Here is a 15,932-nt window from a genome sequence, read left to right as displayed (position 1 = left end):
CCTTCGAAGTCGTTGTGAGATAGAGCCGTTTGAGAAAAAGCCGGCGAGCTTGCGCTCATATTTCGGTGAGACGGAAGTTTAGGCTAATTCGCCCCAGGCACGATGAATGTACGTCCAGAGAATCTCAAGTTCCGAGAGACGGCATTGAGATGGGATGCAAGCCGACATGCGACGCACACACCCGACAAAGACGGCTGAGAGATGAAAACAGTCCTGTTCTGCGGCGGCCTCGGTATGCGTATTCGGGACGTGTCCGAAACTATCCCGAAGCCGATGATTCCGATCGGCGACAGGCCGATCCTCTGGCACCTGATGCACTACTACAGCCAGTTCGGCCATAAGGACTTCGTCTTGTGTCTTGGCTACAAGGCGAACGTCATCAAAGACTTCTTCCTGAACTACAAGCCGCAGAGTTATGCCGACTGCGTCGTTACGGGCTTTGGCAATAAGGTCGAGATCCTCGGTGATCCACAGCAGGACTGGCGGATCACGATGATCGACACGGGCATCTGGCGCAACATCGGCGAGCGGCTGTGGGCCGTGCGCGAGCATGTCGCGGGCGAGGAGATGTTCCTCGCCAACTACAGCGACGGCCTGTCCAATGTCAAGTTGCCTGAAATGATCAAGGCCTTCCGGGCGAGTGGCAAAATTGCGTGCTTCACTGCGGTGCGGCCGTCGTTCAGCCTGCATATGGTTGATATGCTGCGAAGCGGCAAGGTCGAGCGCATCCGCGCCAGCGAGGACGCCAATCTCTGGATTAACGGCGGCTTCTTCATCTTCCGCAAGGAAATATTCGACTACATGCGCGAAGGCGATGAACTGGTCGAAGCGCCATTTCAACGATTGATCGAAGCCGACCAGCTCATGGCCTTCCGGCACGAGGGCTTCTGGCGCCCGATGGACACGCTGAAGGACAAGCAGATCCTCGAGGACCTCGTCGAGAAAGGCACGATGCCCTGGCTCCTCAATCGGAACTCCCGGGCCGCCCCGGTCGATGCCGGGAGGAAGACTGGATGAAGCTCTTTGGATTTGCAGGTTCGGGCGACCGCCTCTCCGTCCTTTGTATCGGTGCTCATTCAGACGACATCGAAATCGGCGCCGGAGCAACGATCCTGGGCTGGATCGATCGCGGCGTGCGCTTGGACGTGCACTGGGCGGTGCTCAGCGCCTCCGGTCCACGCTCTGACGAAGCGCGTGCATCCGCACAGGCATTTCTAGCCGATGCAGCGCGGTCGGTCATCGACTTGGCGGAGTTCAAGGACGGCTTCTTCCCGTACCAGGGAGCCGACATCAAGATCTGGTTCGAGGCGCTGAAACGACGCACGTCGCCTGATGTGATCCTGTGCCACTCGCGCGACGATGCACATCAGGATCATCGTGAAGTGTCCATGCTGACGTGGAGCACATTTCGCGACCACGCGATCCTCGAATACGAGATTCCGAAATGGGATGGCGATCTAAGCCAGCCGAACGTCTTCATCCCGGCCAGCAGGGCGCTAATGGAGCGCAAGGCAAAGCTTCTCTACGACCATTTCGGCACGCAACGCTCAAAGGACTGGTTCGACGCGCAAACCTTCATGGGTCTGGCGCGTCTGCGGGGCGCGGAATGCCGCGCGCCGGACGGTTTCGCAGAAGCCTTCCATGGACGGAAGATTGTGGTCCGGTGAACAGGGTGAACGGCGATGCGTGTTCTGGTGACAGGACATTTAGGTTACATTGGGACGGTCATGGTCCCGATGCTGCTGCGGTCTGGCCACGAAGTGATCGGCCTCGACAGCAATCTCTATGAGCGTTGCACCTTCGAGATAGGCGGCAGTATTGCGCCTGTGCCGCATATTTGCAAAGACATCCGCGATGTTGCGCGCGAAGATCTCAAAGGGCTCGACGCCATCATCCATCTGTGCGCTCTGTCGAACGACCCACTCGGAAATTTTCGGCCCCAACTCACCTACGAGATCAACCATCACGGCAGCGTGCGCTTGGCCACGCTTGCTAAGGAGGCAGGCGTGAAGCGGTTTCTGCTGGCCTCCTCGTGCAGCAATTACGGGCAGGCAGGCGAGGCTATGCTCGATGAGATGGGCGCGCTGAACCCGGTCACCGCCTATGGCAAGTCCAAGGTCCGATCCGAGCGCGATATTTCCTTGCTCGCCGGCAGTCGCTTCTGCCCGACCTACATGCGTCCGGCGACCGCCTATGGCGTCTCGCCACGCATGCGCTTCGACATTGTGCTGAACAATTTAGTGGCCTGGGCGGTCACCAAGGCTCTGATATATCTGAAGTCGGATGGATCGCCCTGGCGACCGATCGTTCACGTCGAAGACATTTCACGCGCCTTCATCGCCGCGCTCGAAGCACCGACGGACCTGGTCTTCAATCAGGCATTCAACGTCGGCCAAACCGCGCACAACTACCGCATCCGGGATATCGCCGCGATCGTCGCCGATGTGGTTCCGGGCTGCCGGCTCGAGATCGCTCCTGATGCGAGCCCTGACACCCGGTCCTACCGTGTCAATTTCGACAAGATCGCGCGCGTGCTGCCCTCCTTCAAGCCGCAGTGGGATGCGCGGCGCGGGGCCGAGCAGCTCTACAACGCTTATTGCCAATCGAAGCTGACGCTCGAGGAATTCGAGGGTCCGCGGTACCAGCGCATCGGTCACATCCAGAAACTGATCGCTGACGGCATTCTTGCTGACGATCTGAGACATTGCCCGGCCGCCGCGCCCGAGCGTGCCGTCGCCAGCGGCTAGACGGGAGAGAACGATGATCTTTACCGAAACAAAGCTTAAAGGCGCCTTCATCATCGATCTCGAGCGTAGGACGGACGAGCGGGGGTTTTTTGCCCGCTCGTTCTGCCAACACGAATTCCGGGAACACGGGCTGAAGCCTGTGATTGCCCAGGCCAATGTTGCCTCAAACCGAAAAAAGGGCACGTTACGCGGCATGCACTTTCAGTTTCCACCTGCTGCCGAGAGCAAGCTGGTACGATGTACGCGCGGTGCCATCCTCGACATTATTGTCGATCTGCGGCCCGAGAGCCAGACCTACCTCGAGCATATTTCCGTCGAGCTCGACGAGGACAATATGACGGCGCTCTACGTGCCGGAGCGTTTCGCGCATGGCTACCAAGCGCTGCGTGACAATACGGATACGAGCTATCAGGTGGGCGAATTCTACGCGCCGACCGCCGAGGGCGGGCTGCGCTACGACGATCCGCGGTTGGGGCTCAAATGGCCGCTGCCGGTTTCGGTGATGTCGCCAAAGGATCAGGCGTTCCGCCCGTTGCGCGAGATCGAGGACGCGCTGAAGCGCAGAATGTCGCCCGCACCCGCGCCTGCCTGAACGTTGCTGCAAAGAAGGCGGCTCGGGGCTATGGGGTGGCGAAGGAGCCTCCATGTGGATCCTAGATACGGCATTGAAGATGCGAGCCAATCAGAACCAGCCTATCCGCGTCGGGATCGTCGGCGCTGGCTTCATGTGCCAAGGCTTGACGAACCAGATCGTCCATAGCACGCCTGGCATGCGTGTTGATGCCATATCCAACCGACGTCCCGAGAGAGCCCTTGCGGTCTTCGGTTATGCGGGCTGCGAAGACATCGTCATGGCGGAGTCGCAGCTCAAATTCGATAGTGCCCTCGAACGTGGTCGGCAGGTGGCGACCGCTGATCCGATGCTCCTCGCACGCTCGCTGCACCTCGATGTGATCGTCGACGTCACTGGCTCGGTGGAGTACGGTGCCCACGTCGTGCTTGAGGCGTTTAGGCACCGCAAGCATGTCGTGCTGATGAACGCCGAACTCGATGGCACCATCGGCCCCATCCTCCAGACCTATGCCGACCAGCATAGCGTCATCCTTACTGGCTGCGAGGGCGACGAACCGGGCGTGCAGATGAACTTGTATCGCTGGGTGAAAGGCCTTGGCCTCACGCCTCGCCTCATGGGGAATGTGAAAGGTCTTCAGGACCCTTATCGTAATCCAACCACGCAACAGGGCTTCGCCGACCGTTGGGGACAGAACGCCTCCATGGTGACAAGCTTCGCCGATGGCTCGAAGATCAGCTTCGAGCAGAGCATTGTCGCGAACGCCACGGGATTCAAGGTGCGCCAGCGGGGCATGTCCCGCGGATTTCAATACACGGGCGATGTTCTGAAAATTGGCGAACTCTACGACGTAACGGAGCTGCGCGAGCTGGGCGGCGCGGTGGATTATGTCGTTGGGACGCCGTTGACCAAGGTCTTTTGCCTGGCCGAGCATCCCGACCCCAAGCAGCAGCACTATTTGAACCTGTACAAGATGGGACCAGGGCCGCTGTATTCCTTCTTCATTCCCTATCATCTGGTACATTTCGAAGCGCCGAACGCGATCGCGCGCGCTGTGCTGTTCCGCGATCCCACCACGAAGCCACTTGGCGGCCCCGTGGTGGAGGTGTGCGCCGTTGCCAAGCGCGATCTCAACGCCGGCGAGGTGCTCGACGACTATGGCATGTACATGACTTACGGCGAGGCCGTGAATGCCGATGAAATGAGCGCAGGGCGTTACTTGCCGGAGGGCCTGGTGGAGGGGTGCCGGTTGACGCGCAACATTGCCAAGGATGCGGTCATCACTTACGACGACGTCGTGCTGCCGGCCGGCCGCCTCGCGGATAGGTTGCGAGCGGAACAGTATTGTAAGTTCCGCGGCGAAACATGGCTCGTGGATCTGTTGACTACCACGCAAGGGACCGGACGACACGTCGCAGTCTGAGCTGACCGTTGACTGACATGGTGCGATCCGCCACGCGATCGGTGCGCGGCTTTCAGCTCGGTATAGCCTTTCGGCGGTATGAGGCGGGCCGATCGTTCTGGCCGATGGGATCCGCTGAATGCTCTCGGCGAATGACTAAAGTCCGGGCATCGACGATATCAAAGTAGAGACGGTCCGTACGCCGAGCGTTGGCAAGAGCACGGTCAGACGAACAGAAATCCAGTCATCAATCTTCGCGAGATCGTCGGCTATTTGCCAGTGCGTGCGGTGCCAGGATGACCTTCGTTCTAGCGGATCGGGCGATCAATGCGAGACATCTCGACGTGATTTGATTGAGGATTGATCGCGGCTGTTGGCGCGTACATCGATTTGCTTAAGTTCCGGCGTTGTCTCATTGAGATTTGGGAGCGACTTTCTCACATCGCAGGTAGAGGGCGGGCTGTTGTTGTTCGCCAGTCGTGTCAGTGGCCCGTTGTTCATCCCCCAGATTGCCGCCTGCGTCCGGTTGTGAACCCGGATCTTGCGCAGGATCGCCTTTACGTGGACCTTAACGGTCGCCTCCGCGATATCAATTTTTCGCGCTATGCATTTGTTCGAATCGCCGTTGATTAGGTAGCTCAGGATGGCTTTCTCCCGTTCGGAAAGCTGTGGTGCGAGTGCGCCCTCGTCCGTAATGAGGGGCGCCTCGTTCCCTTCGTTGCGCCGTACCGCCGCGCGGAGGCCATCCTCGGGACTCAGAACGGATGACAGAAATGCGGGCGGGAAAACCGTTTCGCCCATCATCACCAATTCCATGGACTTGATGAATGCATCGCACCTCATGACGTCAGCGAAATAGCCGTTGGCGCCCGCGCGAAACGCAGAGACCACCTCGCCCATCCGATAATGGTCGGTCACGATCGCGATGCGCCCGTCCGGGTGGCGGTCCCTGAGAAGGCCGACTTGTTCAAGCGCAGTGTCAAAATCCTCGCCAGTGTGCACAATGAGAAAAAGCGGCTGGTGTAGTTGGAGTTTGCCCGGCAGCACGTCGTCGGCGCATAAGACTGAGGCTAAAATGCGAAAATTTGCCGAGTGCAGGATCCTCGCAAGTCCTTCTCTGAGTAGAATACTTTTACCAAGGAGTATGGTTGCAAAAGATTGTCGCCTCTTCATGGTAACCCTCCAAGCGCAGGCGTAAAAGATTTGGAATGGTGACCCTCCCAGCGTGCAGGCGAACGAAACAGATGTTGGACTGGCCTATCGAACACCCAAGGGATCAGTCCTTCTCATTTTGGGGATTGTCGACGCTAAGTCTTGCTTCTTGGGCGGCGTAAAATCTTGATGTCGAGCGTGCTGGCGTCTTCAGTCGGTCGCGCTCCTCCTCTCTACTTCTAGACGAAAAATCTCGCCGCCAAAATCAAAGGGTACTCGCGAAACTTGTAAGACGTTAGTAATTGCGCGTATCCATATACACCTTTGAAGATCGCAAGGAAATATTGGCGGCGATTGGTCGCGCTACTCCCTTTTGATTACCCCGACAAGCAACCGGTGCAAGAGTGCGGTGCCGGGTCGGATCGGAGAAACCCGAGCCTCAGCCTTAGGATTTCAAGAACATCTCTATTGGAACTCTGGGCGTATATGGAACTCTATAGACCTATTAGAGGTGAGCCTGCTTGAGCTTGTAGGCTGAGCCTTCGGAGCCGCCATACTTAGGAATGCCGGTCGTCATTCTGTGCATCAGATCGGGACCATAGGCGCGTGCCGTGCGATTCTTCCAAGGACGCGCGAAGGCGAAACGAGCGGCATGCCGTCGGGGGTCACCAAGCGGGCCTCATTGTGAATGCGGCGCAGAGGCGCTGGTCGCGCCGGCTCTCCAGCACGCCGTGGACACCGGTTACACGGTGCAATTGCGGGTGCGATTCCTGTTCCAGCGCTCAATTGTTGCGATCGCGTTATCGATGTTAAGGGGGGCTGACACCGACACCAGGAACGTCGACCCGATCGTCGCGGATTAGGCTGCCGGACCTTAGCTGGCGACCTTCCATAAGATCCTCTTTGCTTCACTTGGGCTCGAGAGCAGGTTGTCGAAGTAGCGGATGGTGCGGCTCAGGCCTTCCTTGAGCGGCACCGCTGGCAGCCAGTGCAGGATCTGTTTGGCGCGCGTGATGTCGGGGCACCGTTGTCGGGGGTCGTCCTGTGGCAGCGCTCGGAACTCGAGCCTGGAACGCGAGCCAACGAGGGAGATGATAAGCCCGGCCAGCTCCGAAATGGTCGTTTCGATGGGGTTGCCGAGGTTGATCGGTCCCTCGACGTCGCCCTCGACATTCATCAAACGCATGAGGCCGTCGGTGAGATCGTCGACATAACAGAACGATCTCGTCTGTGACCCCGACCCATATATGGTAATCGGCTCGTTTTTCAGCGCTTGGATGATGAAACTGGACACGACGCGCCCGTCCTGCGGGTGCATGTTGGGGCCATATGTATTGAAGATGCGCGCGACCCTTATGGAGAGCCGGTGCTGGCGCTTGTAGTCATAGAACAGCGTCTCGGCGCAGCGTTTGCCTTCGTCATAGCAACCGCGCGGGCCTGCCAAATTAACGTAACCGCGGTACTCCTCCGGCTGCGGATGGACGTCGGGATCGCCGTATACCTCGCTGGTGGACGCCTGCAAAATGCGAGCACGCAAGCGCTTTGCGAGACCCAACATGTTGATCGCTCCAATGACGCTCGTCTTCGTCGTTTGAACTGGATCATGCTGATAGTGGATCGGCGAGGCCGGGCACGCGAGGTTGTAGATCTCGTCCACCTCGACATACAGAGGAAAGGTCACATCGTGGCGCATGACCTCGAAGGCGGGGTGGCGGAGCAACGGTTCGATGTTGCAGCGCGCACCTGTAAAATAATTGTCGACGCAGAGAACCTGGCACTCCTGCTCGAGCAGCCGTGCACACAGATGCGAACCCAGAAAGCCCGCACCACCGGTCACAAGAACCCGCTTTTTCACCAACACCTCCCGGTTATTGTCGCGACAGGAGCCCCTGTCGGAGCTGGTTCGGAACTGTGACGGGCAGGACGAACTATGAGAAGTGCTCATTGGGGGCAGCACAGAACGCGGACGATAGAGAGCGAAGTATCCGCGCATACCCGCGAGGTACTCACTGAGAGCCTCTTCCATAGCCACTGTTCGTCCCCGATGGCGTGTGGACCGCCGTTAGCTTGTTCAGGAACGCTGCGGCGCTGTCGGCAAGCCTTCGGTCGGAGGTGCGAGAGTGGAAACTCGCGAGAGGAACGCCATGACATCTGGTCGGACGGCAATGACCGGCACGATCGGGCGCTGTTGTGCGAGCGTGGTATATCGATCTTTAGGAGCGGCAGCTCTGCTTGGTGCACTCGCTTTCTCTTTTCCCCTCCGCGCCGAGTCTGCGGGAGACGGTCGCACCCATAGGCTAGGGCCGGGCGATCGGATCACTGTGACCGTTTTCGGACAGGCGGAATTATCCGGCGACATGCTTATCGATGGCGCAGGCAATATTGTGCTGCCACTGGTCGGCGCGATTGAAGTTAAGGATCTCACGACTCTCGAGTGCCAAAATCTTGTTCGAGACCGGCTCGCCGATGGAATTCTCCGACAACCGTTAGTGAGCGTGCGGATCAGCGAGCTCCGACCGCTGTATATCTTAGGCGATGTACGCACACCCGGCGCCTATCCGTTCCGGTACGGCAGCACCGTGCAGAGCGCTGTAGCTGTTGCTGGCGGATTCGGGCTCCCTCAACTCCTTCAGGAGACGGGCGTTTCCGAATTCCTTCTGGCGGACGAGCGTGTGCGCCGGCTGACGCTCCAACAGCAGGCCTTGCTCGCCCGCCGTGCGCGGCTCGAAGCGCAACGGGACGGCATGAAGACCTTCTTGCCGCCTACCCCGCAGGGCGCGGAAGGAGCGCCCATGTCCGGCGACGACACGCCGCCGCAGCAGCCGTCGAGCGTAGTCGCGGACGAGGCGGATACCTTCGATACGCAGGATGCCATCCTGCAACAGCAGCTAACTTTGCTGCGTTCGCAAAAACCGCGCATCGAAAGAGAGATCGAGTCCTTCAACGGGCAGATTGCGGCCGCGAAGAAGCAGCTTGAGGTCGTCAAGCAGCAAGCCGATCAATATAGCCGGCTGGTCAAGCAGGGCCTGGGCGTCGTCAACGCGGAGCTGCAGCTCAGGCTCATGGAGGCGAACCATGAAAACGAGCTTTGGAGGATTACAACCCAGCTGTTGCGTCTGCACGTGCAGGCCGGTGAGCTCGACCTCAAGATCTATGAGGCCGAGGCGTCCTTCAAGAGGCAAGTCATTGCCGAACTGCGAGACGTGCGCGAGCGTCTCAGGGAGGTGGATGTTACGCTGCCGTCGGCGCGCGAGATTCGCGAGCTAAAGCTACAGCAGGCCGGCAATGTGAGCGGAGCCGAAGCCGCTCGCTCCTTCAGTATCACGCGTATTCGAAACGGCGAGGCCACCGTCTTCCAGGCAATCGAGACAACGACTCTCGAGCCGGGCGATGTCATCCATGTCAAGAAGTTGCTGTCTCGCGAATCGCTGCCCCGGAGCGCTTCGGCCAGTCAGTCCAGTCTGCGTCCGTCTCAAATGGGAAAACGAGATCCTGAAGGGCCAGTGGAGCGCGTTCGACTGCAAAACCGTATGCCCCCACATCTACTGACCGCCTCTCAGCCTGCCAGTTCGCCCTGGTGATCACACGGCGTCGGCACGCGGGAGTCCATTGTCGGCGATTCGAGACCTGGAGATTCGAATTCGGTCCCAGACGGTGCGTTTGCCTCATCTCGAGCGGATTGTCACGCCAACTCGCGGCAACGGCACGCCACAGCCCACCAGCTAGGTTGGAGGGCAATCCGGATTACTCCCTTGTTGCAGTGATCAAATCGCATCGATCGCAAGTATTGTCATCGAAGCGCTGAAGGAGATGCTGAGGGAGCGATTGCCATGTCAAACGAGCCGAGGATTCTTGTAAGCGGCGCAGGCGGATTTATCGGCCACCATCTCGTCAAGTATCTCGTCAAACGTGGATACGTCGTGCGCGGTGCCGACATCAAGGCTCCGGAATTTGAAGGAACCGATGCCAACGAGTTCGTTATCTCGGACCTGCGGAATCATTCCGAATGCCTGAAGGTGACCAAGAATATCGACGAGGTCTATCACCTCGCCGCCGACATGGGAGGAATCGGCTACATCAGTGCAGCGCATGCGAGCATCACTTTGAACAATACGCTCATCAACGCTCATATGCTCAGCGCGGCCCGCGCAAACGGAGTAAGGCGGTTATTGTTTTCGTCTTCGGCATGCGTATACCCTCAGTACCTTCAGAAAAGGCCCGATGTCGAGCCGCTGCGGGAGCAAGACGCATTCCCCGCCGACCCTGAGGAGGGTTACGGGCTTGAAAAGCTCTATACCGAGAAACTCTGTCAATACTTCACCAAAGATTGGCACTTTGAGACACGGGTCGTGCGCTTCCACAATGTCTATGGCCCGCTCGGTACCTTTGACGGAGGCCGCGAGAAAGCGCCCGCGGCAATTTGCCGGAAGGTCGCCTTGCTTGCAGATGGAAGCGAAATCGAGATCTGGGGCGATGGACTGCAGACGCGATCGTTCATGTACATCGATGATTGCGTCGAAGGCATCCATCGCATTATGCGGTCTGACTACAGTGCGCCCCTCAATCTTGGCACGGATGAGTTGGTGAGTGTTGATGAGCTTGTCGACATTGTATCGAGCATTGCAGGCAAGAAGCTGGTCAAGCGGCACGACACCTCTCGTCCACAAGGCGTGCGCGGCCGTAATAGCGACAATTCGCGACTGAGAAGCGTTCTCGGCTGGGAGCCCAAGACGCCGCTGCGAGTCGGGCTCATCCCGACATATAGATGGATCGAAGCATGCGTATCAGGGCGACTGCATCAGCCTGTGCAGACCGCAGCCGAGTAGGCAGGTAATCGCGATGGCCGATCAAACAGGATGCGGTCACGCGGGCATGTGTTGCTGAACTACTGAGAGCGGATAGAGGGTGAAAATGGTAGACGCTGGCGCGATTCTTCCGCGAAGCGACGCCCCGAAAAGTCGCTATCACGGTTGGCGCAGGGGTGATGCGGGGATTGCCGATCGATTGCGAAAGCCCATGGTCGCAGCGACGTTGGCGTTTGGCGATGTCGTTGCCGCCCTTGCTGCCACTTCACTTACTCGATCGCTGATTGCGATGACCGGTGCCGAACCGGCGGACTCCATCCACCTCCTGATAGCCCTGCTTATTTTGACGTTTTTTTGCCTTCGACTATACGCCGGATGTGGGCCTAGCTCATATGAGCGATTCCGGCTGCGTGCGATCGGTGTCATCGGCCTGGTGGCGGTCGAACTGCTGGTGGGGGTCCCGAATGCCCAGTGGGGCTTGCTTCTTATGACCGGATTGGGCGACGGGCTTTGTCTGCTGATCTTCGGTCACTACACTGAGGCGATGATCCGAACTCTACTGATCCGTCTAGACCTGTGGGGCGCTTCGGTTGTCCTTGTGGGCTGTGGCGAGAACAGTCGAAAAATGGCGGAATTGCTTGTGCATCAGCCCTCGCTCGGGTTAAGGCCGATCGGATTCATCAAGACCTCCAGCGACCGAGATTTGCATCACGCGGCGCTTCCGTTGCCGCTGATCGGAGCGATAGCGGATATGGATCGAATCAGTCCTTATATCGAATTCGCGATTTTCGACTCCGTGGATGAACTCTCCGCGCTTACGCTCGTGCCCAAGGCATGGACGTCGTCTTGCCGCTTCCTGCTGGTCGAGGATGTACACAATTTGCAGAGCCTGTGGCTGCGCACGCGGATGCTCGGCGGAGCAATTGGAATTGAAATCCGGCGCGATCTCTATTTGCCACACAATCTGGTGCTCAAGCGCGCAATCGATGTTCTTTTAGCGGTTCCGCTTGCGCTGCTGTTGTTGCCTGTCATCCTCGTTCTTGCGTTTGCCATCAAGCTCGTCGATCCCGGTCCTGCCATCTACGTTCAGGAGCGCATAGGACGCAACGCGACGAAACTGCGAACGTTTAAACTCCGCACGATGTATATTGATGCCGAGCAGCGGTTGGAGGAGTATCTACGCGGTGATCCGCAGGCGCGCGCGGAATGGCAATCATTTTTTAAGCTGGTGCACGACCCTCGGGTGCTGCCTATTATCGGAAGATTCATGCGGCGCAGCAGCCTTGACGAGTTGCCGCAGCTTTGGAACGTAATCCTTGGCGATATGAGTCTTGTGGGTCCGCGGCCTTTTCCCACTTATCACATGAACAGCTTTGATCCTGAGTTTCGGAATATTCGTGTCAGCGTTCCGCCCGGCCTCACTGGAATGTGGCAGATCTCTTCGCGGAGCAACGGCGATTTGCAAGTTCAGAAGGCGCAAGATCTCTTCTATATCCGAAACTGGTCCATGGTGCTTGACATCTACATCCTGCTGCAGACAGTTATCGTCGTTCTGAGCGGCAGAGGCGCCAGGTGAATGCGACTTCCCGGACCTTAATCGAGTGAACTCCACAGTCGGAAAGCCGGCGTTGTGAATGTTGGCGTTTCTCGAGGGTGCTCGATCTGATCTGTTCAATCCAATGGAGCGAAGAGACCTTCGGATTTCTTCACGTCTCGTAGCATGTGCGTTGACCCTATCGGAGGCATACTAGCTGACGTTCAGAGCAACGGTTAAATCACCCGAATTTGAAGAGTATGGCCCGGCCGAAACGGAGGCAAAGGCTGCTGCCGTGTTTTGGCAGTTCGGCAGGCAGTCTTCTGTCGGATAGGTTTACCTCCGGATTGGATGGCCGTAGCCGAATTTGAGCTTCTCGATCAGCAATGTCCGCGCCTTCGCCTCCGCTCGTCCATCCGCACGTTGTTCCAGCGGTTCTGCGTATGTCGTTATGAGAACCACATTTGTTTGACATAAGACCCCAAGTCAGGTGCGACTGATAGTCGTCCTCGATGCGGATGATGTCGTCCTCGCCGAGATAGCTACCGGTCTGCACCTCGATCAATTCGAGCAGGATCTTGCCCGGATTCTCCAGGCGGTGCACGGCGCCGATCGGAATGTAGATCGATTCGTTCTCGTGCACCGTCTTGATCGTATCGTTGACGGTGACACGCGCGGCTCCACGGACGACAATCCAGTGCTCGGAGCGGTGGTGGTGGGGGGCAGGTTGCCGACGTAACGATTCATCACGCGGAAGAGCGCGCATCGCTTCTTGGTTCGTCGTGATGCTGTAGAGATTGCACATTTCTGGAGAGCTGCTGCGATAGATGTTCCCCACTAGTCTCGATCAGAATGCAGGTCTCTCAGCTTGCGCATGTAGTAGCCCTGCGTCTGAAGCGCTGACCTAATCTCCTCGCTAACTTTGACAACCCGTTTCTTGCTTTGCGCCATTTTCCCGGCGGCGCAATAGGCGGTATCGGAAATCCCTTCTTCACAACGAGCAGATCACGTCTGGTGTTCAAATACACATCCATATGCCTGTCTCGCAAAACGACTGAGCTTATCGCTTGAAGGCAGAGAACGGGTTACCGAAACGCAACACCGCGCCATTGTTGTGTAACTTCCTAATTTACCGCTGGCGGGGAGGGCAGCGAAGCGCTTGACCAAGTTAAAGCGGCACGGGCCCGATAAGCAGCTAGGTCTCGTGCCGGCGTACCGTCCTAGCTTTGCCGATATCTGAGGCATACGCGTGCCATCGCGCACCAATTTCATCAATTGCCGCTTCTCCGCTTCCGTCCAAGATTTTGGTTTCGCGTGCACGGGCGGCTTCATCGCAGCGCATCAATCCGGTGGGCTAAAAAGGGCATCCAATGCTTGGAACTCGGAATGTGCGTCGGCAATTTAAAGCTTATGCCTAAGCAGATTGCAATTACCTTTTGGTCCTTAGTCGCCGCCTGCATCTTCGCCTTCGGCGTCGTGGCGGTAATGATCGCTCATTGAAACGGGCCGCCGATCTGGAATACCGACGACCCGAGCCGTAAACATGTGTACAGCAGCTAGAATTCGAACCAGTCGCTTTCGCCGCGGGCTAAGCTTTCCCATTACGGTCCGGCCGACTGGGCCCGATGTTGCGGTCGCGCGTGCAATTGCGCGCGATACCGCGCCCGCTCCGGAGGAGATCGCCCGCGCCCTGACCTGGGGCGCGGACGAGAAGGTCCTTCTGGTTCTGGCCACTGCCGGTTGGTTCTGCTCGCGTGGGCGCGGGGAGCAGCTGCGGCGCGCCGGAAACCATGCATTGCTGGTCACTGTCGCGGCGTCGCTGTTGCCGCACGCTTTGAAACTCCTGTTCGACCAGACCCGTCCGGACCGCAGAACGGTGATTGGGCACATCCACGGCATCCCGTTCTCGGGCAAGCGTGACGACGCGTTTCCCTCTGGCCACGCGCTGCACATGGGGGCGCTGGCATCCGCGGTCGGCGCGTTGCCGGCCATCCCGCGCCGGGCGATCCGAGCGCTTGCGGTCGGGCTCTCGCTGACGCGCATAGTGGTTCTGGCGCACTGGGTGAGCGACGTCGTCGCGGGATTCGCGCTCGTAGCGGTTGTCGAACGGCTCCTGCGACCGTGGACCGGCTATCCAGCCGAAGCTTCAAAGGACAACGATCATGCCGATTCTTGAAGATCTGAAGGAATACACGGAGCGCGCGACCGGCCTCAGCCGACCCGGCAGACGGAAGGCTCCGGACCTCGCGCGGGCGCGAAAACCCCACACCGTCCGCTTCAAGGACGACGGTCTCGTCCCCAATCATCCGCGATGGCCGCTGATCATCTATCGAGGCGCTCTCGATTTAGACGAACACCACGACCCGGCGGACGTTATCGAGGACTTGTTCGAAGCCAACAAATGGGGCGACACCTGGCGCGGCGGCATCTACGACTATGTGCACTATCGCTCCCGGATTCATGAGGTCCTCGGCATCGCGCGCGGCAAGGGCCGCGTTCGGTTCGGCGGCAACAAGGGCAGGATCTTCACGCTGAAAGCTGGCGACGTCGCCGTTCTTCCCGCCGGCACCGGCCATCGGTGCCTTTCAGCGGACGATGAGTTCCTCGTCATCGGGTCCTACTTGTCGACCGGCACATACGACGAGTGCACGACCGTCGAAGACCATCCGCGCGCGCTGGAAACGATCCGGAGGTGCCGGTGCCACGCAAGGACCCGGTCTACGGGGGCGGCGGGCCGCTCTCGAAACTCTGGAAGAGAGCGAAATGACGGAGTATGTCGTCCGCTTCCTCGTCGGGGGCGCCGTCGTCTCGGCCTTCGCCATGCTGGGCGACCTTCTGCGCCCCAAAAGCTTCGCGGGCCTTTTCGGCGCTGCGCCCTCTGTCGCGCTCGCCACTCTCGGCATCGCCATCTACCAACACGGCGCCCGCTATGCAGCACTGCAGAGCCGTTCGATGATGGCGGGCGCGATTGCGCTCTCCGTCTATAGCGTTGTCGTCTGCCATCTCCTAGTACGTGCGCGGCTGCGAGCGGCGACGGCAACTTTGCTGTCACTTGTCGTCTGGCTGATCGCCGCTTTCGCCCTGCTGACGCTCGGCGGAGGGCAAGCATGACCCCGATCCGCTTTTCGCCGTCATCGCTACAGGAAAGCCGCTGGTACGAATACCTGATCCGCTTCGCGCTTGGCGGCGCCGCGACCGTCTTCACCGGTCTCGTCAGCAGCCGTTATGGAGCATCTATTGGGGGTCTCTTTCTCGCTCTGCCCGCCATCTTCTGCGCAAGCGCGACCCTCATCGAGAAGCATGAACTCCGCCGCAAGCGGGAAGCTGGGCTCAACGGTGTACGACGCGGTCAAGAGGCTGCCGCGCTCGACGCCGCCGGTGCCGCGCTGGGTGCGCTCGGTTTGCTGGTTTTTGCGATTGTCTTCTGGTTGACGGTAGAAATCAGCATCTCAGCCGGCTTCATCGGTGCATCGCTTTCCTGGCTGACAGTTTCGATGGCGGCCTGGTACGCGCGTCGCAAGATGCGCTCAGGGCGGAGGGCGCGGCTCTCGAAAAACACGAATGGCTCCGCGACGTCGTGAGGCCGCTGAGGCTTTGGTGCCAGCCTGATTGCTGCCGATGCCACAAGTACCGGTCATCGCGGGACCGGACTGGCACCAGAGGTCGCGATACCAAGAAGTCGAGTCGCGCGGTAAAGGAGTATCTGGCAACCCTCGATGAT

At 58.9% G+C, this 15,932-nt stretch carries 13 protein-coding genes and 2 pseudogenes; 12 read left to right on the top strand and 3 right to left on the bottom strand.

Annotated features, from left to right (window positions below; translation table 11 throughout):
- Positions 1–201: 201 nt before the first annotated feature.
- The 5 genes from J6524_RS05475 to J6524_RS05455 are packed head-to-tail and all read left to right on the top strand — an operon-like array spanning position 202 to position 4,741.
- Positions 202–1,017, top strand: coding sequence for a glucose-1-phosphate cytidylyltransferase (locus J6524_RS05475; protein ID WP_225669363.1), 816 nt, complete (start codon positions 202–204; stop codon positions 1,015–1,017).
- On the top strand, positions 1,014–1,667 hold the full coding sequence (locus J6524_RS05470; protein WP_225669362.1) for a PIG-L deacetylase family protein: 654 nt from the start codon (positions 1,014–1,016) through the stop codon (positions 1,665–1,667). The genes J6524_RS05475 and J6524_RS05470 overlap by 4 nt, the downstream gene beginning before the upstream one ends.
- Positions 1,668–1,682: 15 nt before the next feature.
- A complete protein-coding gene (locus J6524_RS05465) occupies positions 1,683–2,747 on the top strand; it encodes an NAD-dependent epimerase/dehydratase family protein (RefSeq protein ID WP_225669361.1) in 1,065 nt (354 codons plus the stop codon).
- Between the two features lie 13 nt (positions 2,748–2,760).
- Entirely contained in the window at positions 2,761–3,339 is a 579-nt protein-coding gene (gene rfbC, locus J6524_RS05460; protein ID WP_225669360.1) for a dTDP-4-dehydrorhamnose 3,5-epimerase, read from the top strand.
- A gap of 52 nt (positions 3,340–3,391) precedes the next feature.
- Positions 3,392–4,741 (top strand): NAD(P)H-dependent oxidoreductase, encoded by a 1,350-nt coding sequence (locus J6524_RS05455; RefSeq protein WP_225669359.1) that lies wholly within the window; start codon positions 3,392–3,394, stop codon positions 4,739–4,741.
- Between the two features lie 303 nt (positions 4,742–5,044).
- Here J6524_RS05455 and J6524_RS05450 read toward each other — a convergent pair whose 3' ends face one another.
- Together J6524_RS05450 and J6524_RS05445 are read right to left on the bottom strand one after the other, a co-directional pair.
- A complete protein-coding gene (locus J6524_RS05450) occupies positions 5,045–5,893 on the bottom strand; it encodes a LuxR C-terminal-related transcriptional regulator (RefSeq protein WP_225669358.1) in 849 nt (282 codons plus the stop codon).
- Positions 5,894–6,746: 853 nt separating this feature from the next.
- Positions 6,747–7,727, bottom strand: coding sequence for a UDP-glucuronic acid decarboxylase family protein (locus J6524_RS05445; protein WP_225669357.1), 981 nt, complete (start codon positions 7,725–7,727; stop codon positions 6,747–6,749).
- 289 nt (positions 7,728–8,016) lie between these two features.
- Between J6524_RS05445 and J6524_RS05440 the strand changes: the two genes are divergently transcribed.
- From J6524_RS05440 to J6524_RS05430, 3 genes are all read left to right on the top strand, one after another.
- Entirely contained in the window at positions 8,017–9,453 is a 1,437-nt protein-coding gene (locus J6524_RS05440) for a polysaccharide biosynthesis/export family protein (RefSeq protein WP_312002346.1), read from the top strand.
- 249 nt (positions 9,454–9,702) lie between these two features.
- Positions 9,703–10,698: an NAD-dependent epimerase/dehydratase family protein gene (locus tag J6524_RS05435; protein ID WP_225669355.1), complete on the top strand. Its 996-nt coding sequence runs from the start codon at positions 9,703–9,705 to the stop codon at positions 10,696–10,698.
- A gap of 190 nt (positions 10,699–10,888) precedes the next feature.
- Positions 10,889–12,253 (top strand): exopolysaccharide biosynthesis polyprenyl glycosylphosphotransferase, encoded by a 1,365-nt coding sequence (locus tag J6524_RS05430; protein WP_225669354.1) that lies wholly within the window; start codon positions 10,889–10,891, stop codon positions 12,251–12,253.
- Positions 12,254–12,707: 454 nt separating this feature from the next.
- On the opposite strand, the pseudogene J6524_RS05425 reads toward J6524_RS05430, so the two are convergent.
- Positions 12,708–12,929, bottom strand: a pseudogene (locus J6524_RS05425) (cupin domain-containing protein); the annotation flags it as partial.
- A gap of 825 nt (positions 12,930–13,754) precedes the next feature.
- Here J6524_RS05425 and J6524_RS05415 point away from each other — a divergent pair.
- From J6524_RS05415 to J6524_RS05400, 4 genes and pseudogenes are all read left to right on the top strand, one after another.
- Complete coding sequence (locus tag J6524_RS05415; RefSeq protein WP_225669353.1) at positions 13,755–14,387, top strand: phosphatase PAP2 family protein; 633 nt, start codon at positions 13,755–13,757, stop codon at positions 14,385–14,387.
- A pseudogene (locus J6524_RS05410) lies at positions 14,374–14,978 on the top strand (cupin domain-containing protein). The gene J6524_RS05415 and the pseudogene J6524_RS05410 overlap by 14 nt, the downstream one beginning before the upstream one ends.
- Complete coding sequence (locus tag J6524_RS05405) at positions 14,975–15,322, top strand: DUF3147 family protein (protein ID WP_225669352.1); 348 nt, start codon at positions 14,975–14,977, stop codon at positions 15,320–15,322. The pseudogene J6524_RS05410 and the gene J6524_RS05405 overlap by 4 nt, the downstream one beginning before the upstream one ends.
- A complete protein-coding gene (locus J6524_RS05400) occupies positions 15,319–15,792 on the top strand; it encodes a DUF3147 family protein (protein ID WP_225669351.1) in 474 nt (157 codons plus the stop codon). Before J6524_RS05405 ends, J6524_RS05400 begins: the two co-directional genes overlap by 4 nt.
- Positions 15,793–15,932: the final 140 nt, after the last annotated feature.

This window comes from Bradyrhizobium hereditatis, assembly GCF_020329435.1.
Lineage (GTDB): Bacteria > Pseudomonadota > Alphaproteobacteria > Rhizobiales > Xanthobacteraceae > Bradyrhizobium > Bradyrhizobium hereditatis.
This window is presented reverse-complemented; position numbering and strand designations above follow the sequence as displayed.